At 38.2% G+C, this 22,920-nt stretch carries 24 protein-coding genes; 11 read left to right on the top strand and 13 right to left on the bottom strand.

Features of this window, described 5'->3' with window-relative positions; all coding sequences use genetic code 11:
- The 11 genes from RAO94_01570 to RAO94_01520 form a co-directional block, all read right to left on the bottom strand.
- Positions 1-606 (bottom strand): outer-membrane lipoprotein carrier protein LolA, encoded by a 606-nt coding sequence (locus tag RAO94_01570; protein MDP8321017.1) that lies wholly within the window; start codon positions 604-606, stop codon positions 1-3.
- Positions 603-2,921 carry a DNA translocase FtsK 4TM domain-containing protein gene (locus RAO94_01565; protein MDP8321016.1) on the bottom strand — a complete coding sequence of 773 codons (2,319 nt, stop codon included), beginning with the start codon at positions 2,919-2,921 and terminating at the stop codon, positions 603-605. The genes RAO94_01570 and RAO94_01565 overlap by 4 nt, the downstream gene beginning before the upstream one ends.
- Positions 2,922-2,923: 2 nt before the next feature.
- Positions 2,924-4,003 (bottom strand): redox-regulated ATPase YchF, encoded by a 1,080-nt coding sequence (gene ychF / locus RAO94_01560; GenBank protein MDP8321015.1) that lies wholly within the window; start codon positions 4,001-4,003, stop codon positions 2,924-2,926.
- A 134-nt stretch (positions 4,004-4,137) separates the two neighbouring features.
- Positions 4,138-5,493: a tRNA uridine-5-carboxymethylaminomethyl(34) synthesis GTPase MnmE gene (mnmE, locus tag RAO94_01555; protein MDP8321014.1), complete on the bottom strand. Its 1,356-nt coding sequence runs from the start codon at positions 5,491-5,493 to the stop codon at positions 4,138-4,140.
- 1 nt (position 5,494) lies between these two features.
- Positions 5,495-7,363 (bottom strand): 1-deoxy-D-xylulose-5-phosphate synthase, encoded by a 1,869-nt coding sequence (dxs, locus tag RAO94_01550; protein ID MDP8321013.1) that lies wholly within the window; start codon positions 7,361-7,363, stop codon positions 5,495-5,497.
- Between the two features lie 17 nt (positions 7,364-7,380).
- Positions 7,381-7,986 carry a ribosome biogenesis GTP-binding protein YihA/YsxC gene (gene yihA, locus RAO94_01545; GenBank protein ID MDP8321012.1) on the bottom strand — a complete coding sequence of 202 codons (606 nt, stop codon included), beginning with the start codon at positions 7,984-7,986 and terminating at the stop codon, positions 7,381-7,383.
- On the bottom strand, positions 7,983-8,351 hold the full coding sequence (gene queD / locus RAO94_01540) for a 6-carboxytetrahydropterin synthase QueD (protein MDP8321011.1): 369 nt from the start codon (positions 8,349-8,351) through the stop codon (positions 7,983-7,985). Before queD ends, yihA begins: the two co-directional genes overlap by 4 nt.
- Before the next feature lie 91 nt (positions 8,352-8,442).
- Entirely contained in the window at positions 8,443-9,315 is an 873-nt protein-coding gene (locus RAO94_01535) for an RNA polymerase sigma factor RpoD/SigA (protein MDP8321010.1), read from the bottom strand.
- A 99-nt stretch (positions 9,316-9,414) separates the two neighbouring features.
- Positions 9,415-9,735, bottom strand: a complete 321-nt coding sequence (locus RAO94_01530; protein MDP8321009.1) for a MerR family transcriptional regulator — start codon at positions 9,733-9,735, stop codon at positions 9,415-9,417.
- A 1-nt stretch (position 9,736) separates the two neighbouring features.
- Complete coding sequence (locus tag RAO94_01525; GenBank protein MDP8321008.1) at positions 9,737-10,684, bottom strand: M23 family metallopeptidase; 948 nt, start codon at positions 10,682-10,684, stop codon at positions 9,737-9,739.
- Positions 10,662-10,949: an acylphosphatase gene (locus tag RAO94_01520; protein ID MDP8321007.1), complete on the bottom strand. Its 288-nt coding sequence runs from the start codon at positions 10,947-10,949 to the stop codon at positions 10,662-10,664. The genes RAO94_01525 and RAO94_01520 overlap by 23 nt, the downstream gene beginning before the upstream one ends.
- A gap of 435 nt (positions 10,950-11,384) precedes the next feature.
- On the opposite strand from RAO94_01520, the gene hrcA reads away from it, so the two are divergent.
- From hrcA to RAO94_01495, 5 genes are all read left to right on the top strand, one after another.
- Positions 11,385-12,443: a heat-inducible transcriptional repressor HrcA gene (gene hrcA / locus RAO94_01515; protein ID MDP8321006.1), complete on the top strand. Its 1,059-nt coding sequence runs from the start codon at positions 11,385-11,387 to the stop codon at positions 12,441-12,443.
- The gene (locus tag RAO94_01510) at positions 12,430-13,080 is read left to right on the top strand and encodes a nucleotide exchange factor GrpE (GenBank protein MDP8321005.1); all 651 of its coding nucleotides are present in this window, start codon (positions 12,430-12,432) and stop codon (positions 13,078-13,080) included. The genes hrcA and RAO94_01510 overlap by 14 nt, the downstream gene beginning before the upstream one ends.
- Positions 13,077-15,044 (top strand): molecular chaperone DnaK, encoded by a 1,968-nt coding sequence (gene dnaK / locus RAO94_01505; GenBank protein MDP8321004.1) that lies wholly within the window; start codon positions 13,077-13,079, stop codon positions 15,042-15,044. The genes RAO94_01510 and dnaK overlap by 4 nt, the downstream gene beginning before the upstream one ends.
- A gap of 124 nt (positions 15,045-15,168) precedes the next feature.
- Positions 15,169-16,329, top strand: coding sequence for a molecular chaperone DnaJ (gene dnaJ, locus RAO94_01500; protein ID MDP8321003.1), 1,161 nt, complete (start codon positions 15,169-15,171; stop codon positions 16,327-16,329).
- A 15-nt stretch (positions 16,330-16,344) separates the two neighbouring features.
- Positions 16,345-17,085: an RsmE family RNA methyltransferase gene (locus RAO94_01495; GenBank protein MDP8321002.1), complete on the top strand. Its 741-nt coding sequence runs from the start codon at positions 16,345-16,347 to the stop codon at positions 17,083-17,085.
- 75 nt (positions 17,086-17,160) lie between these two features.
- Here the strand turns inward: RAO94_01495 and RAO94_01490 are convergent, their stop codons facing one another.
- Both RAO94_01490 and RAO94_01485 read right to left on the bottom strand, forming a co-directional pair.
- A complete protein-coding gene (locus RAO94_01490) occupies positions 17,161-17,502 on the bottom strand; it encodes an STAS domain-containing protein (protein MDP8321001.1) in 342 nt (113 codons plus the stop codon).
- Positions 17,496-19,142 carry a response regulator gene (locus RAO94_01485; GenBank protein MDP8321000.1) on the bottom strand — a complete coding sequence of 549 codons (1,647 nt, stop codon included), beginning with the start codon at positions 19,140-19,142 and terminating at the stop codon, positions 17,496-17,498. Before RAO94_01485 ends, RAO94_01490 begins: the two co-directional genes overlap by 7 nt.
- A gap of 234 nt (positions 19,143-19,376) precedes the next feature.
- Here RAO94_01485 and rsmG point away from each other — a divergent pair, with 234 nt between their 5' ends.
- Genes rsmG through RAO94_01455 form a run of 6 tightly spaced genes read left to right on the top strand, consistent with a single transcriptional unit; the run spans position 19,377 to position 22,919 of the window.
- Entirely contained in the window at positions 19,377-20,015 is a 639-nt protein-coding gene (gene rsmG, locus RAO94_01480) for a 16S rRNA (guanine(527)-N(7))-methyltransferase RsmG (protein MDP8320999.1), read from the top strand.
- A 9-nt stretch (positions 20,016-20,024) separates the two neighbouring features.
- The gene (locus RAO94_01475) at positions 20,025-20,795 is read left to right on the top strand and encodes a ParA family protein (protein ID MDP8320998.1); all 771 of its coding nucleotides are present in this window, start codon (positions 20,025-20,027) and stop codon (positions 20,793-20,795) included.
- Positions 20,777-21,637 carry a ParB/RepB/Spo0J family partition protein gene (locus RAO94_01470; protein ID MDP8320997.1) on the top strand — a complete coding sequence of 287 codons (861 nt, stop codon included), beginning with the start codon at positions 20,777-20,779 and terminating at the stop codon, positions 21,635-21,637. Before RAO94_01475 ends, RAO94_01470 begins: the two co-directional genes overlap by 19 nt.
- The gene (locus RAO94_01465) at positions 21,637-22,284 is read left to right on the top strand and encodes a M23 family metallopeptidase (GenBank protein ID MDP8320996.1); all 648 of its coding nucleotides are present in this window, start codon (positions 21,637-21,639) and stop codon (positions 22,282-22,284) included. The genes RAO94_01470 and RAO94_01465 overlap by 1 nt, the downstream gene beginning before the upstream one ends.
- Positions 22,274-22,555: an AtpZ/AtpI family protein gene (locus RAO94_01460; GenBank protein ID MDP8320995.1), complete on the top strand. Its 282-nt coding sequence runs from the start codon at positions 22,274-22,276 to the stop codon at positions 22,553-22,555. The genes RAO94_01465 and RAO94_01460 overlap by 11 nt, the downstream gene beginning before the upstream one ends.
- On the top strand, positions 22,542-22,919 hold the full coding sequence (locus tag RAO94_01455) for an ATP synthase subunit I (GenBank protein ID MDP8320994.1): 378 nt from the start codon (positions 22,542-22,544) through the stop codon (positions 22,917-22,919). The genes RAO94_01460 and RAO94_01455 overlap by 14 nt, the downstream gene beginning before the upstream one ends.
- Position 22,920 lies beyond the last annotated feature (1 nt).

The following is a 22,920-nucleotide window of genomic DNA, read 5'->3' as shown; positions in this document are numbered from 1 at the left end:
TTATTCTCCGTTTGTGCGGTTATCTATTATATTTGTATTCTCAGGAAATGCCGGTATAAAGATACTTTTGGGAAGCACAGAATTAATTTTCTCATCAAGAAATTGATATTTTACAGAATTATTGTCTTTATCAGTAATAAGTAATGAAGTGATCAGTCCTGATTTCAAGCTGATTATAATTTCTTCATCAGCTCTTTTTATTAATAACATAATGAAATCATCCTGAACTGGAAGCAATTGTTTTTCACTTTCATTCCAGTAAGATTTGATTATACTTAAAGGTCGGATCAAAAAATCTCCTTTATCCATATAAATCGCCTGTCCACTCTTCTTATCGTGCATGATCACAGTGTTTTCCTGGACGAATAATTCCTGTTCATCGGGAGGATCATAGGAAACATATAGTGAATCAGTATTATAATATATTTTCCCGGTTGTTGATTTTGTTCGATCAATCTCTGACCAGTGGTTTTCCTGAATAAGAGTTGCTTCAAACGAAGAAATTTTACTGTATTCATCGATGATCTGATTATAAATATCATCCAATTGATCCGCAGATAAATAAAGTGAAATAATAAGGAATAGTAATATCATGGAAATCTTCATAATAACTCCTCAGGCAAGTAGCCCAATCTTGCCAGATCTTCTAAATCTGCCAGCACTTCTCTTGATTTACTGCCCAGATGTGGACCAACAATATTTGCCTGTTCCAGCAGGTCGATCAATCTACCTGCTCGGGCATATCCAATTTTAAAATGACGCTGAAGCATTGAAACCGAAGCAGATCCTGCGGTAACTACAGCATAGGCAGCTTCCGGGAATAAATCGTCATCAAAATCGAAATTTACCAAAGCCGCACCTTCTTCCTGAATAATTATAATATCGTTTTCTGGTTTGGGCTGCACTCTCAGATAATCTACCAGATCATTGATCTCATCATCTGATACAAAAGCTCCATGAATTCTTTCCGGGATGGCTTTTCCTGGACCCAGATAGAGAGAATCACCTTTTCCAAGCAATTGCTCAGCACCATTAGAATCCATGATAACTCGTGAATTGATCTTTTGAGAAACCTTGAATGCTATTCTCGCAGGAAAATTTGCCTTGATCAAACCGGTGATAACCTTTGTGGAAGGACGCTGTGTAGCCAGGATCAAATGTATTCCTATCGCACGAGCCATCTGTGCCAGACGGGTTACCGGGCGTTCTATTTCCTTTGTAGCCGTCATTATCAGATCTGAGAATTCATCAATGATCACCACAATACAGGGAAGTTCATTATCTTCCGGTTCTTCTCCAATTGACTTTAATTCTCTGATCTTATTATTATAATCTTCCAGATTCCTTACTGTGTAATTCTGCAGCAGCTTATATCTTCTTTCCATTTCAGTGACTGCCCAATTTAGCGCCATCATCACATGATCAGTTTCTGTAACCACGTTTTGAATTAGATGAGGAATACCTTCATAACCGACTAATTCAATGCGTTTGGGATCAATGAGAATAAGACGAAGCTCCGAAGGTGTGCTCCGCAGCAGCAGACTTACAATAATGGAATTTACGCAGACGCTTTTCCCTGAACCAGTGGCACCTGCTATCAAAAGGTGCGGCATACGTGCAAGATCCGCTACTACAGGATTTCCTGCTATATCTTTTCCCAGGGCAAAAGCAAGTTTACTCTTCATCTTCTTCATCTGTGGTGAAAGCATAATATCACGCAGATAAATAATATCACGCTGGTCATTAGGTACTTCAATACCAATAAATCCCTTTCCCGGGATAGGAGCTTCCACCCTCAGACTTGTGGCTTTGAGTGCCAGCGCCAGATCTTTTGATAAGTTATTAAAAGTATTTACTTTAACTCCCGGTGCAGGTTCCAGTTCATATTGCGTTACTATAGGTCCAATATTGACATTTTTTACGGTTGCTTCTACCTGGAATTCAGCAAGTTTATTCTGCAGGACATTACTTACTTTGGCAATATTATCTTCTATGGATTTGCGGTCAGAGATTTGAGCAGAAGACTCCTGCAGAAAATTCGGGATTTTGGGAAGATGATATTTTCCATCAGCAGGTGGTTGATAATTATTGGGATTATCACGTCTTTTAACCTGTTTTAAAACTTTCTTTTCTTCCTTTTTAGGAGGAGTATTATTAATTGGAGGAGTTTTAACCTTTTTTTTAGGAATTTCCTCAATTATTTCCTCAATATCCAAACTTATCTGAGGATCTTCTTCAATATCTTCAGCCGGTTCTGAATGAATTATTAATTTGGGCTTTCGTGCTTTGGGAGCAGGTTTTCCTTCTATTTCTATCTTTTTACGTGGTTTGAATATCAGCCCAAAAAAACTGCTGAAGATTTTAGCAAGCCAGCAGAAGAAGCGCCAGATAAGTCCCAGTTCAAATATTATTATCACCATCACAATAATTATCACTGAAGCAATAATGATAGTTCCTGCGGTACCAAACATGTTATTGAGAAAAGTTCTGAAGAATTTAGTAAACAAACCTGGTATCTGAGACTGCTTATGAGTTACTGTGATCACAATGATATTCACAAAGAATGCCATGATCACAAAGCAGATTATCTTACTAAGGATATTTTCCTGATTAGATGTGAAAATATTAAAAAATGAGAGCATTATCATACCCAGCAGGAGAGAAATACAGAGTATTCTACCAAATAGATAGCTGAGCCAATAGCTCATACAGGCTCCAAAAGGCCCAATTGGGTTACTCACATCTGGGAAATCCATCTTTACCACATCCAGAAATGACATACCACTCTGGATAATATTATCGTAATCTGTGATAATCTTCTGACTATCTACACTGATTGCCACCAGCAATAAAATTGATAAAATCAAGAGTAGTAGCCAGATAATTATTGATTTAAAATTAATTGTCTGTTTTTCATCCATAATCACACACTAAACCTTATATTAATAACATCCCCATCTTGTACGATGTAATTTTTGCCCTCCAACCTGAAGAGTCCTTTTTCTCTTAATGCTTTTTCCGAACCTAGTTCCTTAAGTTTTTCATAATGAAAACACTCTGCCCGGATGAAGCCACGAGCAAGATCTGAGTGAATTTTTCCAGCAGCCAGAACAGCATTATCACCCCGCGTGATTGTCCAGGCTCTCACTTCATCTTTACCAACAGTAAAAAAGCTGATCAATCCAAGCATATCATAAGAAAATCTAATTAAGCGGTTAACAGCAGATTCGCTTATATTCATATCTTCCATGAACATCTCAGCTTCTTCGCTGTCTAGTTTGCTTAATTCCATTTCAAAATTACCTGCTAATTCAATAACACGATAATTTTCTTCTATTTTATTAATAAGATCATCATTTTTTCCGAAATTATTTTCATCAGAATTCAGGATTATCATAATTGGCTTCTCGGTAAGCAATCTGAATCCCCTGATCGCCTTTGCTTCTTCAACACTAAATTCCAGGTCTCGCACTGGTGTGGAATTATTCAGCTGTTCACTGATCCGGGAGAGAATGTGTTCTTCTATCTGCAATTCTGCCAGATTAACACCTCTTTTTTTATCTTTCACGATCCTTTCCAGTCTTTTTTCAACAATGATCATATCGCTGATAATCATATCTTCCATGATCTGTTCAATATCTGATAAGGGATCGGGATCACCCTGGCTTTGAGCGATAATTTCATCATTGAAATTTCTGATCACCAGCGCAAGTGCTTCTGAGGTTTTTATCAAACCTAAAGATTCTGCTGAGAACGCTTCGCCATCCTTACTGCCGGAATTTAGTCCAGCAAAATCAGTGAATTCTATATGAGTATATATTGTTTTCTTGGGTTGATAATGATCTGAAAGCCAATCAATTCTTTCATCTGGAACTTCCACCACTCCAATATTAGGTTCAAGCTTTTGACTGCTATATGAGGTAACTTCTGCTTCCAAACCTGTAAGGGCATTAAATATTGTGGTTTTTCCTGAGTTTTGTAAACCGATTAATCCAATTTTCATTTTAATTTTTCCTCTTTTTTTCCAATTCTTAAAGATAACCTCAGTAGCTGAAAAATCATCTTCATCACCCAGTATTTGATTAAAATTTCTTACAATAACTGTCAATTAAATTTAGTGAATGCTCCCGGATGCATCTATTTACCAATACAATAACTGGAGAAAATTTTATCCAGAATATCATCTGTGGTTATCACTCCCGTGATCTCTTCAAGTGCCTTACTTACCTGCAAAAGATCAAAAGCCAAGAACTCAATACTTCCTTCAGATTTCAAGGTTTCCTGAAACTGCAGCAATTCATTTAGAGCTTTTCTGGCAGCAGCAAGTTGACGCGTATTAGTCAAAGGTGGAACCTTAAATTCCTCCGGTTTGATATTGATTTCCTGTAATATGGCAGTTTTAAGCTCATTTAGTCCATCTGAGATAACCGTTGAACATGGTATATAATCCTGCCGGAGGTATTCACTGATAAGGGTAGGTGCAATAATATCAGTTTTATTAAGTACTTTGAGCAGTTTTTTATTTTTTACTGTCTCTTCTAATTTATTTATCTCATTATCCTGCATTTCAGAATCAGTTACATAGATCACCAGGTCAGATTTATCAATTATACCCATACTGCGAGCCATTCCCAGTTTTTCCAGAGCATCTTCCGAATCCCGCAATCCTGCAGTATCATAAAAAACAATCAAAAAACCAGATAAAGCAATAGCCTCTTCCAAATAGTCTCTGGTTGTTCCCGGCACTGGTGTGACAATAGCTCTTTCTGAATCAAGCAGAGCATTAAAAATACTTGATTTACCAACATTAGGTCTTCCCACCAGACTTACCCTGTAACCATTCCTCAAGATCATTCCATCTCTACCGCTTTTCACTAGCATTTCCAGGTCTTTTTTTAATCTGGAAATCTTAGTTTCAATATCCTCTAAAGAAATTGATTCCTGATAATCTTCAGGAAAATCTATCTCTAATTCCAGCGCAATGCGGATCTCAGTAATAATATCTAAAATATTACTGATCTTCTGTTTGAGCCGGCCCTCCATCTGATCAATAGCAGTTTTATGTGAAAAGCGCGTAGATGCAGAAAGCAGGTCTCCCACAGCTTCTGCCTGGGTAAGATCAAGTTTATTATTCAGAAAGGCTCGTTGTGTAAATTCTCCAGGATCAGCCAGACGGGCAAATTGAAGGATATTTTCCAGTATCTGAGCTGCAATATATTGATTGCCATGGCAGGATATTTCCACAACATCTTCACCGGTATAACTGTCAGGAGCTCGAAATACTGTAATAAGCACTTCATCAATTAATTGTTCACAAGCATATATCTTGCCAAAAGTCGCATAGCGGCTGGGAGTTTCTGCCAAAGTTTTTTGGGCTTTGAATATTTTATCACAAATCTTGATGGCATCAGCTCCACTCAAACGAATTATATGGATTGCTCCCTTACCGGCAGCAGTCGATTGAGCAGCTATTGTATCCTGATTAAAATTCACTCTAAAATATGTCCTTCTCTTCAAGCTCTTTAAAAATGTGAGTCGCTTCCAAACCATAATGGGATTTAAGAATTGCTATTTTGCCATGGGTAATAAATTCATCCGGAAGACCAAATGAATATACCTTGATGTCGGTATTACAATAGTAATTACTGATATTCATACCAAAACCACCTTTCAAGGCATTATCTTCAAGAGTTATCACAATGTCCACTTGGGATTTCAAATTTTCAAGCAATTCGGTATCAAGGGGTTTGATAAAACGGGGATCGATCAATACAGGTTCAATTTGATATTTATCCCTGATCATCTTCACCAGTTTTTCTGCCTCAAAGAAATAATTTCCAACTCCAATCACTGCAACCTTTTCACCTTCAGATACTACGACTGATTTCCCCAGAATGATCTCTGCTTCTCTTGAATTGCATAGTGGTGCTAAGCCACGAGCATAACGGATTGCCACAGGACCAGACTCATAATTGCAGGCAAAGGAAAGCATTTTTTCCAACTCATCGCTGCTGCTGGGTGCCATAACCACAAGATCAGGTATCAATCCCAGATATGAGATATCAAAACTGCCATGATGCGTTGCCCCATCTTCTCCCACCAGTCCTGCTCTATCAAGACAGAACACTACTGGCAATTTCTGCAAAGCCACGTCATGGATCAATTGATCATAAGCTCTTTGCATAAAAGTGGAATATATAGCCACAACTGGTTTCATTTTGCGAGTAGCAAAACCTGCTGCAAAGGTGACTGCATGCTGTTCAGCAATTCCTACATCAAAAAACCGGTCTGGAAATTCTTTGGCAAATTCAGATAATCCCGTACCATCGGTCATCGCTGCCGTAATAGCCACGATGCGCTCATTCTCCCGGGCAAGCTCAGTTAATTTATTTCCAAATACCCTTGAATAAGTAACTTCAGATTTACTAAGGCACTCACCAGTTTCCACTTGAAATGGTCCCAATCCATGAAATTTGGCGGCATTTGCTTCTGCGGGTACATAACCCTTACCTTTGCGGGTAATCACATGCAAAAGAACGGGGCCTTCCATATTATCACGTGCTCTGCGGAAAGTACGGGTGAGTTGGGCAATATTATGTCCATCAATTGGTCCTGCATATTTAAAACCCATATCCTCAAAAATTATATTCGGGGCAAAGGTACTAACAATATTCCCCTCAAATTTCTGAGCAAAATGTAAAATCCTCCGTTTATTATGATCTGAAGCAGGCAGATTCTGCAAAATATCCCAGATTTTACCTTTTAACTTATTATATGACCTGCTCACCAGAAAATCAGCAAAATATTTCTGCAATGCTCCCACATTGGGTGAAATTGACATATTATTATCATTCAATATTACAATCAGATTCTTATTAAGGTGCCCGGCATGATTTAAGGCTTCAAATGCCATTCCGCCCGTAAGTGCTCCATCACCGATCACCGCAATTGCCAGACCCGGTTCTTGCAGACATTCTTTTGCCATGGTGATCCCCAGAGCTGCTGAGATTGATGTACTGCTGTGCCCCACTCCAAAAGCATCATATTTGCTTTCACTTATCCGATTGAATCCACTTATACCGCCATATTCACGTAAAGTGTCAAATCTGTCATTACGACCTGTTAAAATTTTATAGGCATAGCTTTGATGTCCCACATCCCACACTATCCTGTCCTGGTCTGGTACAAAAACGTGCAGCAGTGCTATTGCCAGGTCTGTTGCTCCCAGACTGGGAGCTATATGTCCCCCATTTTTGGCAGTTACTTCAATAATGCGTTTACGCACTTCTTCTGCCAAAGCCCGTAATTCACTGATACTTAATTTCTTTATCATTTCCGGGCTGGTTATCTTTTCTAATATCATTAAAAAACCTCTTATTCCTAAGTTACGATACTATCAAGCCATTTTAGGACTTCATTAACACCTTTTTTCTTCAAAGCAGAGAAGGCAAATATCTTTTCCTGCTGCAATCCTAATCCAGATCTTAATTCACGCAACCTTGCCGGTTGTTTGGAAATGGCTATTTTATCACTTTTTGTGGCTATAACACAGCAGGTTTTACCAATTTCAGACAGCATGCGGATTACATCAATATCTTTGGGATCTGCTTTATGACGAATATCCACGAGTACAAATACTGCCTGTAACTGTAAACGGGTGCTGAAATACTCATTGATCATTACTTTCCATTTATCACGTTCCGTTTTACTCACTTTGGCAAAACCATATCCAGGGAGATCCACTAACGTGAAAAATCCATCCTCTTCTTCTGCCTTGAACCTTACCTTAAAGAAATTCACCAATCGGGTTTTTCCTGGTTGTCCACTAACTTTTGCCAGTGCTTTACGGTTTAAAAGCGTGTTCAAGAGCGAAGATTTCCCAACATTTGACCTGCCCACAAAGGCAAATTCAGCAAAAAGACTGGCTGGATACTGATCTGTCGTGACAGCACTTGTTAAAAATTCAGATTCTACTATTCTGATCATTCAAAATATACCACTGAGGAGCGTTCACTCTCCCAGATCTCAACTTCTGCTACCCGGACAAAATCCCCATTCAACACTTCACTGAGACGATTAAATATATATTTGGCAATGTTCTCAGATGTAGGATTCATCCCTTCAAAACACGCCATTTCGTTTAGATAACCATGATCAAGCTCTGCCATCAGGGAATTTAAATGTTGTTTTACCACTCCAAAATCCAGTGTCATACCGATATCATCAACCTGGGATGCCAGAACGCCAACTCGAACTTTCCAGTTATGCCCATGAAGATTATGACAGGCTCCCTGATATCCTTCCAGCCTGTGAGCTGAAGAAAATTCTGATATCACATTCAGTTTATACATGAACAACCTCCGTTTTTCATAAGAATACGTAACTTTTGTATTGTATAGTTTTTCTCTCTTTAGAAAAGCCTTTCAAACGGAATTTACCTCGTTACGGTGTATTAGTGGAATTTGTATTATAGATAAATTCATCTTCATAATCAAAATCCAATGTCTCTGACACTCTTTCAAGTGCTTTTTTCTGGATTTGACGCACCCGCTCCCTTGATAAACCAAGCTCTTCGGCTATTTGGGCAAAGTTTTTACCCTTTTTACCTTCCAGACCAAAATATTCTCTGATTATAAAAGAATCTCGAGCCGGCAATTCGTTCAATGCCCTTTCTATCTTCTTATCGCGCCTTTTTGCCAGATAAAGCTCTTTGGGATCAGCAATAGATACATCTCTCAAAAAATTATCAAAATCAATCTGACCCTGATGTGAACTGTGGCTTTTATCATGAATAGATACTGTGTTGATCTCCTGCATCTTTACTTTTTTAATATGCTTCAGAGGTACATTAGTATCTTCAGATATTTCTTGCTCATCAGGACGACTACCAGTAATACTGTAGGTCCTTTCTTTTTGTTTATTTATTTTATTCAACAGATTTACTTTATCAAGAGGCATACGAATTAGATTGTTTTTCTCTGTTAAGGCACTGATGATACGCTGTTTGATCCACCAGACAGCGTAGGAAATAAATTTATTGTGACGCTCAGGTTCAAATTTCTCTATGGCTTTGATCAAACCCTGATTACCTTCACTTATCAATTCGCTTAAGGTAAGTCCACGATTTTGATATCGTGCTGCTACGCGTACCACAAACTTCAAGTTTGCTGTCAAAATTTTATTTATAGCTTCTTTATCACCTTTCTGGGCTTTAACTGCTAATTTCTCTTCCTCTTCACGTGTTAACGGATCGACCTGCGCAATCTCATTTAAATATGATTGCAAACCCCGATCTTCAAACACATTTTCACTCATTCACCATCTCCTTATTCCCTTCCAGAATACCCCATATCCTAGATAAAATTACCAATTTCTCTAATCTAATCAGCAATTTTATCTTAATACGTTATCTCGTCAACTTTTTGTTTTAGGGGCAAATTCCTGAAATTCAGGCATATTGTCTGTAACAAAATCGAGAAGCTCATCATCACTCATTTTGCTGATCTCTGCCAATTTCATTACCAGCTTTACTCCAGATAAATTTATTCCCAATTCTTGAGTCAAAGTGATTATTATTTCTATTTGAAGCAAGTCTTTTTTGGAAAATATTCTGGTATTGCGATTGCTACGCTGAGGTTTGATCAATCCCCGCCTTTCATATTCACGTATTGTCTGCTCATGGATATTTATCTGCTTAGCAACTTCGCCTATATAATAAAATTCTTTCTCATTCATTCTATCTTCCTTGAATCTTTAAATAAGGTTCAGGATCAAGCGGTTGACCTGCCTTTCTGATTTCAAAATGAAGATGATTTCCCGTCGATCTTCCCGTTGAACCCATCGAGGCTATTTTATCTCCTGCCTGAACGCTTTCTCCTGCTTCCACAATATTTGCCTCATTATGTGCATAGACTGTCATCACCCGATCAGGATGCTCCAATATTACTAGATTACCATAACCTTTCTGTACGCCGGAATAGATTACTTTCCCATCTAATACTGCATAAATTGGAGTGCCCAGAGGTGCTGCCAGGTCTATCCCCTGGTGACGCTCTTTTTTATTAAAACGGCAGGTGATCGTATAATTTTCCACTGGTTGATGCTGAAGCATATCAGGAGCTTTGGAGCTTTTGTCTTTTTCCCGGGTTTTAACTGGTTTCGGTTTGGGCTTACTGGTTGATGCAATCGGTTGCCTGGGGACAGCTGCTTTTTCTGTCTTCTTTTCTGTCAGAGATTCTTTATCAAGTCCCTTCTCGTTCAGATATATCACATCTCCGGGAGTTAATTCCCAACTGGTTATCTTGTTATAATGCACGAGATCCAGCAGATCAAGACCATACATTTTGGCGATCAAGGGTAAATCCTCACTCTTTGATACAGTGTGCCTGCCATCTGGTGGCACCTTACGTTCTGTGATATAATTGCGCTTCATTGCCTGGTGCGGTGCATAATAGATTTTTTGACCAATCTCAATCCTGTCACTATCAAGATTATTATATAACTTTAAATTGGCTACGGAAACTCCTGACTGACGAGTGATCAGGCTGAGAGTATCTCCGGGCTTCACGATATAATATTTATCTGAAGGAGTAACATATAAAGGTCTACTGCTCATCCCTGACAGATTCACCAAAATAGTGATCAAAAGAAGTAATAAAAGACTATTCGATGGAGAAATCCGCATATCCCAATGATTCAGGTAGTTCTGATTTCTTTACCTGCTCTACTGTAGAAAAAACTGACCCTTGCCAGAGCTCATTTTCAAAACTTTGCAGATCACTACCTATTGCTCTCACTCTCACTGTGCCATTGCTCAAATTTTTTATTCTTCCACGAATATTATATTTATAAGCTGCCTGAAGAACAAAGTACCTGTAACCTACTCCCTGAACCCGTCCTGAAATAATATATTCCCCCCGAATTTCCTGATTAAGGTTGCTCTCTGACATTTCTACTCCTTTTTCTTCATTTATATCTCTACCAGTACTTTGTCAAATATTTCCTGTAAATATTTAGTTTCTTTTCAAAATTATTCATCTTTTGTAACTATAATTTTACTCTTTGGAATACTAATTTTATATAAAAAACAGCTAAATTGCCATATCACCATCACTTATATTCATCTACTGTCATCTAGTGGACTACTCGAGTAACAACTTAGCACATAGTGACATTTTTATGTGAGTACGTGCTTTGTTGTTCCGCAAGAAATCCATTTGGAGATCAAGAGCAGTCAGGTAAGTGTTTTCAGGGCAGTTTACGTATAGGGGGAGAAAAAGTTAGCACTCTTATTTTTAGATTGACAGTTTTTCTTTAAATTATTGAATGTCACTGGAATTAGCAGGTGGTTGATTAGAGTGCTAAAATAAAGGATGTGATTGGTGATGAAAAAGAATGATATAAGACGCAGAGAGGTATTAAGATTCCTGGTAGAGGAATATATCGAGCATCAGGAAGCGGTATCATCAAAGCAGATTTGCAGTAAATATTTACCGGATTGTTCTTCAGCCACAATTCGGATAGATTTGAATAAACTTGAAAAGGAAGATATGATCTTTCAGCCGCACACCTCAGCAGGCAGGATCCCAACGATCATGGGTTATCGGGAATATTTACGAATGGTCAATCCGGAGTTTGAGGCTCAGCATTTTCAAGAGAATGAATTATTGAGAAATCTGCTGGTGCAATATTACCGTGATACACCTATGGCATTGCATTATATCATGCAAGTGCTGGCAAAAGAAACAGATCAGCTCTCATTTGTGGCTGAACCTCAGATATCTTTTGGTTATCTTGAAAAGCTGGATGTATTCCATATTACTCCCCGCAAACTTCTTTTTGTGGTCAGTCTGGATTCCGGGCTTGATAAGACTGTGATCCTGAATGTTGAGAGTGAGATCAATCCTCGTCAACTCAAGATCATTGTCCGTCATATCAATGAAGAACTGGGAGGATTGCGGATATATGACATTCAAAATAAATATCTGCAGGAAATCCAGAATAAAATAGGCAGAGAGAGTGCCTTATTCAAGAATTTTTTACGGGGATTACATCATGCATTAAGTCAGATTTCGAGTTATTATATTCATTTTGACGGTAACATGAATTTCCTGGAGCAGCCTGAATTTAATGAGCGCAAATCAATACTATCATTTTTAGGATTCATTCAGCGTCAGGATAATCTGATAAATCTGATGAAAAGACATGAAAGTGATAAGGATTATTCCATTTTAATGGGGGAAGACCTTGTCAGACCAGAACTGGTTGAATATGCCATGATCTATGCTAAATATGAGATATATGGCGTACCGGGTTACCTCGGGATTGTGGGACCAGTGCGGATGAATTATAAAAAAAATATACCCCTGGTGAGAGATTTCGCCAGAACAATAACCGAGACTACGAAGAAAGGGATGATGGTGAAGCAAAATGTCAGAAACTAGTAAAATAGATAAAAAATTAAAACAGGAAGCATTACAGCAAGAGCAGCAGGATCTGGTGGAAGAAACTACTGAAAATGAAATAGTGGATGTGGAAATAGTTGATTCAACAGAGGAAACGGGATTGCTGGAAAAAATTATGCAGCTGGAACGCGAGAAAGCGGAAATGAAGGATAAATGGCTGCGATCCGTAGCAGAATTTGAGAATTTCAGACGGCGGAGTACTGTAGAAAAATCAACTTGGATAAAAAATGCTAATCAGCGTCTGATCCTGGAATTATGTGATGTGACAGATAATTTTGAACGGGCTTTGGCAGGTGATCATGATGAAGGCAATGCCAAACATTATCAGAAAGGAATTGAGATGATCTATAATCAAATCTCAAATATTCTTAAAAGGGAAGGAGTGGAAAAGGTCGAAACTGATAAACGGGACTTTAATCCTGAATATCACGAGGCATTAGCCCATATCCCTTCTGAGCTGAAAGAGAACAAAATTGCCGCAACTATTCAGAATGGCTATCTGATGAACGGCAAATTGATAAGAGCAGCACGTGTGGCAGTATCAAATGGTGAAAAACCAGAAAAAACTGCTGATAAGAAAGCTGATAAAAAAAAAAATAGAAACAGGAGGATATGATGGGTAAAATCATAGGAATAGACTTAGGCACCACAAATTCTTGCGTAGCCGTGATGGAAGGTGGTAAGGCTAATGTGATCCAGAGTGTGGAAGGATCTCGTACTACGCCCTCAGTAGTGGCATTCACAAAGGATAATGAACGATTGGTGGGACAATTGGCAAAGCGCCAGGCTGTTACCAATCCGCGTAATACAATCTCATCTATCAAGCGTTTTATGGGACGCCAGATCGATGAAGTACAATCAGAGATCTCAAACGTGAATTATGAGATAAGAAGTGGAAAATTTAAAGAAGCAGTTGTGCATATTCCCATAGAAAATAAGGATTATTCACCCCAGGAAATCTCGGCTATGGTACTTAGGAAAATGAAAGAAACTGCAGAATCACATCTAGGTCAGGAAATCACTGAAGCAGTGATCACTGTACCAGCCTATTTTAATGATGCTCAGCGCCAGGCGACAAAAGATGCAGGAAAAATCGCCGGACTGGAAGTGAGACGCATCATTAATGAACCTACAGCCGCAGCTTTGGCTTATGGATTAAATTCAGAAAAAGAAGAGAAAATTGCAGTTTATGACCTTGGTGGCGGAACTTTTGACATATCGGTTCTGGAAGTAGCAGAGGGTGTTGTAGAAGTTCTTTCTACAAACGGAGATACTCACCTGGGTGGAGATGATTTTGATAAGAAGATCATGGACTGGATCATGGATAAATTTAAACAGCAGGAAGGGATAGATCTGTCCAGTGATGCTATGTCAGTACAGCGGATCAAGGAAGCTGCAGAGAAAGCAAAAGTGGAATTATCCGGTACAGGAACCACAAATATAAATCTGCCGTTTATAACAGCTGATGCCTCTGGTCCCAAGCATTTGAGTCTTGATCTGAGCAAAGCAGAATTTAATCGAATGACAGCAGACCTGGTGGAAAGATCAATAGAACCCTGCCGTAAAGCTTTGAAAGATGCAAAATTGAACCCCAGTGACATAGATGAGATCTTGCTGGTAGGTGGCAGTACGCGAATTCCTGCAGTACAGGAAGCAGTTGAGAAATATTTTGGTAAGAAGGCAAATAAGAGCGTTAATCCTGATGAAGTAGTGGCAGTTGGTGCTGCAATTCAGGGTGGAATTCTGGGTGGAGACGAAAGTCTTAATGACGTGCTTCTGCTCGATGTAACTCCTCTTTCACTGGGTATAGAAACATTAGGTGGAGTGATGACCAAGCTTATTGAACGTAATACCACCATCCCCACTAATAAGAGCCAGGTATTTTCTACAGCAGCGGATAATCAGCCGGCAGTGAGCATAAACGTGCTTCAGGGAGAGCGTTCCATGGCAAATGATAACCGTACACTGGGCAAATTTGATCTCACAGATATCCCACCAGCACCCCGGGGAACACCTCAAATAGAGGTTACATTTGATATCGATGCTAATGGTATATTGCATGTGTCCGCTAAAGATAAGGGAACAGGAAAGGAACAGTCTATCCGCATTGAGCGAACAGGCTCCTTGAATGAAGAAGAAATCGAAAAAATGGTAAAAGATGCAGAAGCACACGCTGAGAGCGATAAATTGGAGAAGGAAAAAGTGACTGCTCATAATGAACTTGACACCTTTATTTTCTCAGTTGAAAAAAGCCTTTCTGAATATGGTGAAAAAATTCCTGCTGATGAAAAAGCCAAAGTGGAAGCTGCCGTGAAAGAAGCTAAGGAAAAAATGGAAAAAGCTGGAACCAAAGAAGAATATGAAAGCATTAAAGAAGAACTTTCCAAGAAAGCACAGAAAATGAGTGAAATACTCTATGCTGATATGCAGAAACAACAACAGGCTGACGGTGGTGAAGGACCTCATAATGCAGATTTTGATCCCAGCAAAATGGGTGGACAGGCAGGTGGACAGCAGCAGGCAGAACCTGAAGAAGGTCCTGTTGATGCTGATTTTGAAGTAGTTGACGACGATAAATAACTGATAGTAATATAGGCAATGCGCTTAATGGTGCATTGCCTATTTTCTTGTATCTCCTGTAGCTGATCATTGATGTATCTGGTTAGCTACAAGATATATAAGGAAATTTTATAAGGGATAAATAATGGAAAAAAGAGATTATTATGAAGTGCTGGGTATTGATAAAACAGCAGATGCAAGCGTGATCAAAAAAGCATATCGTAAACTTGCAATGAAGTATCACCCTGACAAAAATCCTGATGATAAAGTAGCCGAAAAGAATTTTAAAGAAGCTTCGGAAGCCTATGAAGTGCTGAGCGACGCTGATAAACGCAGTAAGTATGACAGATTCGGTCATGCTGGACTGGAAGGCGCATTTGGTGGCAGTGGCTTTGACTGGGGTAACTTTTCTCATTTCTCAGATATTGATGATATCTTTGGTGGTGAAGGGCTTGGAGGAATTTTTGAGCACTTGTTTGGTGGCAGTATGGGACGCAGCCGTGGAGGCAGCCGTCGTAATAAAGGTGAAGACCTGCAGTTATCATTATCCCTGACATTGGAAGAAATTGCTAAAGGCGTGAAGAAAAAACTAAAGATAAATATAAAAGATTCCTGTGATCATTGCCATGGCAGTGGATCAGAAGATGGAAAAACTCAAGCCTGTCCTCAATGCCGAGGTACTGGCCAGGTTATGCAGACATCCCGTTCATTATTTGGTCAGATGCAAACTGTGGTGCGATGTCCCACCTGTAATGGTGAAGGGAAACTGATAGAAAAGAAGTGCAAGGTTTGCCACGGTGAAGGCAGAGTAAATAAATTAAAGCCACTTGAAGTGGAAATCCCTGCCGGAGTAGCAGAAGGACAATATATCAGACTCCGAGGTAAAGGTAATAAAGGCAAAAATGGTGGAGAAAATGGAGATATCCTGGTACACATCAAAGAAAAGGAACACCCTGAATTTGACCGGGAAGAAAGTAATTTGAGGATCAATTTTCCCATTACAGTCTCTCAGGCAGTAATTGGCTGCGAAATTAAAGTTCCCACTTTGTCTGGAAAAGTTAAAATGAAAGTACCTGCCGGAACTCAATCAGGGAAAACCTTCCGCGTGAGAGGACAGGGTCTTCCCTACCTCAATAGCGGATATAGTGGGGATTTGTTTGTGCACATAATCGTAATGATCCCTACAAAGGTTACTGGTAGGGAAAAAGAATTGTACACTGAACTTGCCGAAATAGATAAAGAAAAGAAATATGAGCCCAAGAAGAGCTTCTTTAGTAAATTCAAGCATCTTTTTAATATAATTTAGTTAGAGATCAGACAAGTGCCCTGTTATTATGTGCCAGCCATTTGCGATTCACAAGAAGGGCAGTATAGCATTGAAGGTGAGGAATTTCACCATATAAGTCAGGTGCTGCGAAAGCGTGAAGGAGATACCATTCTGGTCACAAGTGGCTGTGGACTACTTGCTGACTGCCGGATTGTGAAAATAGAGCGAAGAAGTTTGCTGATCGAGATTGAAAACCGTCAGACTTATGAACGAAGTGAACCCCGGATGGCTCTCGCATTTGCCTTATTAAAAAATAAACATGACAGTTTGATAATTGAAAAAGCAACTGAGCTGGGGTGTTCAAGATTTTATCCTCTGGAAACAGAGCGTACTATTCGGAAAAATTCAGCTAACCAACAGAATAAATTTCACAAAATTGCCATAGCAGCAATGAAACAGTGTGATAATGCCTGGTTACCACTGATTAACGAATGTGTTGATCTTAGAAAAATTCCTGACCTGATGCGGAAAGACGGTTTTGTACCTGTAGTTGCACTGGAAACCGAGAGACAGCGTTCATTATTCGAGATCAAGAACCAATTCCCTGGTGGATCTTTAGGGATTATCATTGGACCGGAAGGTGGATTTTCTCAGCAGGAAAAGGAATTCTTAAGCAAAGAAGAGGTGATATCATTTTCTCTAGGTAATCATATTTTAAGGGCAGAAACTGCTGCAATTGCAGCTTTATCACAATTATCGGGATTGAATTATAATTTAAACAAAGATTATTATTAATATATAACTAATTGGAATTGAAAGTGATTAAGGGCTTTCAGAAAAAGGAAATTCTTGAATTAAATTAACCTATTCTTAAGAGCCCTGCAATTTAGATAAAGCCTCTTCAAAAGTCTCAAAAATATTTATCACTTTATGCGCCTGAGTCATTTTTAATACTCGGGCGGCTTTATTACGGGGATTAGCGATACAAAGATAACCATTTTTCTGTTCTGTAACTTTGAAAATCCTGATGATAGTTCCCAGCCCGGTGCTATCCATAAACTGTAGATCAGAAAAATCAAGTATAAACTTGTTAGTTCTCAAAAAGTAATCATCAAATGCTTTTCGTAAATCCTTTGAATTAGAGGCATCAAGCTCACCGCTAATTTTTACAATTCCAATATTCTCATTTAGATTGAAAGTAATGTCTAACATAAGCTCTCCTTATCAGAGTCAATAGTGAATATAATCCGTGTTTGATTTATAGAATCAATTCTTTTTCTTGTTATTTCATCAGACAGGGTAACAATAATAGGTAACCCTCTTCCAGAAGTGGCATCGTTTGCCACCAGATCAAATGCATCTTCTTTTTTTAATATGGGTATTATCCATTCAATACCTTTATCCCAAATACTGATAATTACATTGTCAGTGATTACCAGCGATAGCACTACCATCGTGTCCGGTTTGTTTTTTAAGCCATGCACGATCACATTTGTGAGTATTTCAGCAATAACCAGTTCAACTTCAAATGCCAGATCATCCTGTCCCGTGTTATCCAGGATAAATTTTTCGCACTGCCGCCTTATATGGGAAGTATTGGTAAGAACAGATTTAAATGTTACCAGAAAACGATTATCTACATTCTGCATCAGGTTATTTGTTCTAAATAGTACAAAAGAGAAATCTGATGTGATTGAGGTATAACCCTCTTTTAAAAGTTTTTCGTTAAATATATATGGCATCAGGAACGAATTTGGATCATCAATTTCTGAAATAATCCGTTTTATACCATCTAACCCCAGCTTCTTCTCGTTTAAACTATAATTCTGTAATTCACAAGTATATATGATATTTAGCTTCTGATCATTAAAGGAAAATTCCTGCTCCTCAAAGGAGCTCTTAGGTTTCTCCAATTCATCTGTGCTATCTGAATTCAATGAAATCTGCGCTTTCTCCAGATCACAAAAAGAGTTCGATGCCAAATCATATTGCAGAATATTCACTGAACCTATTTTTGCATATCGGACAAACTCAAAATCAGAATCTATTAAACACACCAGCAGTTCCATACTATCTGTAATATTATCTGTTCCCAGGATACTCACGAGTCGATCAAGTATAACTCCCGGAGAAGCCATTTCCAGCTCATTTTTTATAATGTTGTCCATGGTGACTTTAATGGTGAGCATAAAAAGTGTACCCTTGATGTCCTGATGCGGGAAGTGACCCATATAAGCAATATAACGAGTTTCAGAAATGGGAATAATATCAAAGAAATCACCACTGGGTGTCCTTTCATCAACTATATAATTTGAAGAAAACAGTAATTTCTTTTCAGACAAGAGCCAGGATGGAGCCATTGAGGTCTGCATCGCAGAAGCACGAGCTTTATTCTGGAAAATAAGTTCATTGAATTTCTGGATCTTATCTTCAAATTCCAGAGCTTTTTGCTGATATACTAACTGTCTGGTAATTTTGGAGATCTGCTTAATAACATTGTTTACATTAATTGGCTTAAGTAAAAATCCATCAACTCCCAAATTAATAGCCTGCTGAAAATATTGGGTATCATTATGAGCAGATACAACAATAACTTTAACATTTTCATCAATTTCCCTGATTTTCTCCAGCATTTCCAATCCAGTCATTATGGGCATACGAATATCTGTTATAATCACGTGTGGATGGTGTTTTTTGTACAATTCAAGACCAATATGTCCGTTACCGGCAACAAGTACATTATTTACTCTTCGCCTCATTATTTCTGCAATAGAATCTCGCATCATTTCCTCATCTTCTACGAATAGAACATCTATTGGAAGTTTCTCAAAATTCTTTCTTACTTTGGACATATCCTGCCTTATCAAGTTATCTACCATTTTTCACACAACCTAACATCTGCTTTTCAAAGTTTTAGATATCTTAGAATATAGTCAATATAAAAGATAATTTTTGCCAGTAAATGAATTTAAGCAGATTTCTTTTTAATCATATTGCTTAAAAGTTAAATAATAATAATCTCCAGATCATTTATCAGTAAGCTTGACAGTAGGGGAAAGGTGCAAACAATTGCAGCAGGAGTTTTTATGGAAGGTAAAGATATTGTAGAAGTTTTTTTAAAAAAAAATGGAATTGCTGATCTTGACAAGAAAATGCAGTTGCTTGACCAGTATGTAAAGCTACTTATCGAGACTAATAAACTGATAAATCTGATATCACGAAAAGCTAATGTAACGGATATCTGGCTTAATCATATTCTGGATAGTCTTTTACCTGTGGGAATCATGGCTTTGAATGGTAAAACAATTCTCGATTTTGGAACTGGGGGAGGATTACCGGGAATTCCCTTAAAAATAATTTTCCCCGAGAGCTATATGTATCTGCTGGACTCTCGTCAACGAAAGATGGAAGCAGTGAAAAAGATAATAAAAAAGCTTGACCTGCATGAATGTCTAACAATTTGTTCTCGAATAGAATTATTAGATAAAAGCTGGCATAATTACTTTGATGTAATAGTCTGCCGTTCAGTTAAAATTGAAGAGAAATATTGGCGAGAGTTGAATAAACTCAGCAGTAGAGCAGGCAAATTATTTATATATAAAGCAAAGAAGCTGGATGATATGGAGATATTATCAAATGCTCTTAAGCATAATATCTCACATGAATTAGTGGGAACAAGAACTTTGATAGAATTGAAAAAGGAAGATGTTCCACGTGGAACATAAAAAAGGTAAATGGCAAAAGTAATAGCGATTGTGAATCAAAAAGGTGGAGTTGGGAAGACAACCACTGCCATAAATTTATCAGCAGCACTGGCTATCTTTGAGAAAAAAACTTTGCTGATTGATTTTGACCCTCAGGGAAATAGTTCAAGTGGTCTGGATATTAATAAAAACTCAGCTAATATTTATGATGTTATAATTGGCAAGAAAACCATAGATGAAGTTACGTGCGATTATGAAGCATTAAAAGACCTTTATGTGGTTCCGGCCAGTGTAGATCTTTCTGGAGCGGAAATTGAGCTCGTTCGAGAATTTATGCGTGAAACTAAAATGAAATCTGCCATAGATTCTATTGAAGCTGATTATGAATTTATCATCATTGATTGCCCACCTTCTTTAAGCTTATTAACAGTTAATGCCTTAACTGCCTGTGATGAAGTGATTGTACCGATTCAATGTGAATATTATGCTCTGGAAGGCGTTGCTCAACTGATGACAACCATTAATATGGTTCGCAAGTCACTGAATCCCTCTTTAAATATTTTAGGGATCCTGTTGACTATGTTTGACCGTCGTTTGAATTTATCTCGTCAAGTAGCACGCGAGGTACGTAGATATTTCCAGAATAAGGTCTTTGACACAGTTATACATCGAAGTGTTAAGCTGTCTGAAAGTCCCAGTTTCGGGAAATCTATCTTTCATTATGATATTTCCTCAACAGGATCAAAAGGTTACTTAGATTTAGCAAAGGAAGTGGTAAAAAGATGTCAAGAGAAAGCTTAGGTAAAGGATTAGAGGCTTTGTTCTCCAGTGGACCAGAATCCACTGACCGCACAACTGGTATTACTACTCTTAAAATAGATAGTATTATTCCTAACAGGTATCAACCTCGGAAATTTTTTGATGCAGCGAAACTTGCTGAGCTGGCTGAATCAATGAAAACAAATGGTATTCTTCAACCTGTAATAGTTACAAAAAATGCTGACAGCCAATATGAATTAGTTGCCGGGGAACGACGCCTGGAAGCAGCCAAGCTTGCAGATATTCCAGAGATACCGGTTATCATTCGTAGTATTACTCCTCAAGAACAATTGCAGTTCGCCATTATAGAAAATATTCAGAGAGAAGATCTAAATGCTATTGAAGAAGCGAAAGCATATCAGCAATTAAACGAAGAATTTGGACTCACTCATATTCAAATTAGTGAAGTGGTGGGAAAAGAAAGGACTACTGTGTCAAATCTGATCCGGCTCCTCAAACTTGATGAAAGTATACAAGTAATGATCCAGGAAGGAAAAATTACTTCCGGTCATGCCAGGGCAATATTACAGGTTCCCGAAAGCAGCCGGCAGGACTTTGCTAACCTGATTTTCGATAAGCAGATGTCAGTGCGAATGACAGAAGAATATGCCCGGAAAGCAATCGAAAAGAAAAATGTTGATAAACCAGCTAAACCGCGTGGTGGCGAGATATCTATCCATCTGAAAGAATGGGAAAATAAACTTCATGGCAGTTATTCCTGCCGGGTTAATATCACTCAAAAAAATGATAAAGGCAGGATAAGTTTCTTTTTCAATTCCCGGGAGGAAATGAATAAGATACTGGACGCTTTGAAAAATAAATAATGAACAAAACCTGCTGCTATTTGACTATTATTATTCTGATAATCGGGATAATTTTCCTGATTGATTATTATAAGATCAAAAATGAGTTGGTAACCATAAAATCCGAACTGCCAAACACAGCTTCTTTCTCTGAACAGAATCCCATAGATGATGGGATAATACCTGTTAAGGATAATACTGAAGATTTAAAAAATATCCTGGCAAATTATCTTAAAGAGCAAAATGGTGGCAATTATCAACCAGACAGCATAACGATAGAGAATAGATTTATCCCTGACCTGAGACCTTTGTCTGTTAAAACAGTAGTCAGTCAGAAGTTTTCGGACAAACATCCCGGAATTGACCTGGCAGCACCCCGTGGAACAGAGGTGATAGCAAGTGCCGCAGGAAAACTAGAAGTTTTTAAGCAGGATGAATATTTTGGAAACCTGATTATTATTGAGCATTTTAACGGCTATTATACCTTTTATGGACATCTTGATCGGATTTTTGCTGCTTCTGGCAGTTTTGCCGAAAAAGGAGACGTCATTGGCACAGTTGGTTCAACTGGATTCAGCACGGGACCACACTTGCATTTTTCAATCCAGCTAAATGGACAGTTTATCGATCCATTCAGATTATTAAATACAGGAAATAATGAAGAATAAAGATATTCAGAAGCAGCAGATATTAGCAGAAATGAGTATGAAAGATTACGGTTTCATCAAATATCTTGCCCTGGCTGGTCAATTAGGGTTTGTTATGATCATCAGCATCTTGATCTGGTTCTTTTTGTCAAGATACCTTACGAAAATTTTAGGGATTGGACAAATATGGCAGGCAGCAGGTATCATTATGGGTGTATTTACAGGAATGCTTGGAAGCTACAGATTGCTGAAAAAGATTATTTCAAAAAGTGAATCAAGTGTTAAAGAATAAAGAATTTATAGTTGTTTTACTTAGATTAATTAGCTTGACAAACATCATTGCTTTAATTTTTTTGCCCCTGATGCCAAGACAGAGTTTGAGCTGGATTTGCGGTGCTTTTCTGAGTCTCATCAATGTCTGGTTAATGTCGCTTAAAATAGAGAAGAATCTCTATTCGGGTGAAAACAAAGCGAAATTAATGGCATATAAGGATTTTAATTTCAGATATTTGATCCTTATTGCTGGTTCCATTTTGGCAGTGAAATTTTTAAGCCTGAATATTATTATATTCGGTGTCGGCTTACTGTCCGGGCAGATTTGGATATTTATCTTATATCTAATCAGGTTTCCCAAAGACAGTGAGGAACAGGAGTAAA

Origin of the sequence: Candidatus Stygibacter australis (genome assembly GCA_030765845.1) — a bacterium.
GTDB classification, from domain to species: Bacteria; Cloacimonadota; Cloacimonadia; order Cloacimonadales; family TCS61; genus Stygibacter; species Stygibacter australis.
Note: the sequence above shows the minus strand (reverse complement) of the source record. Positions and strands in the feature narration are given on the sequence as shown.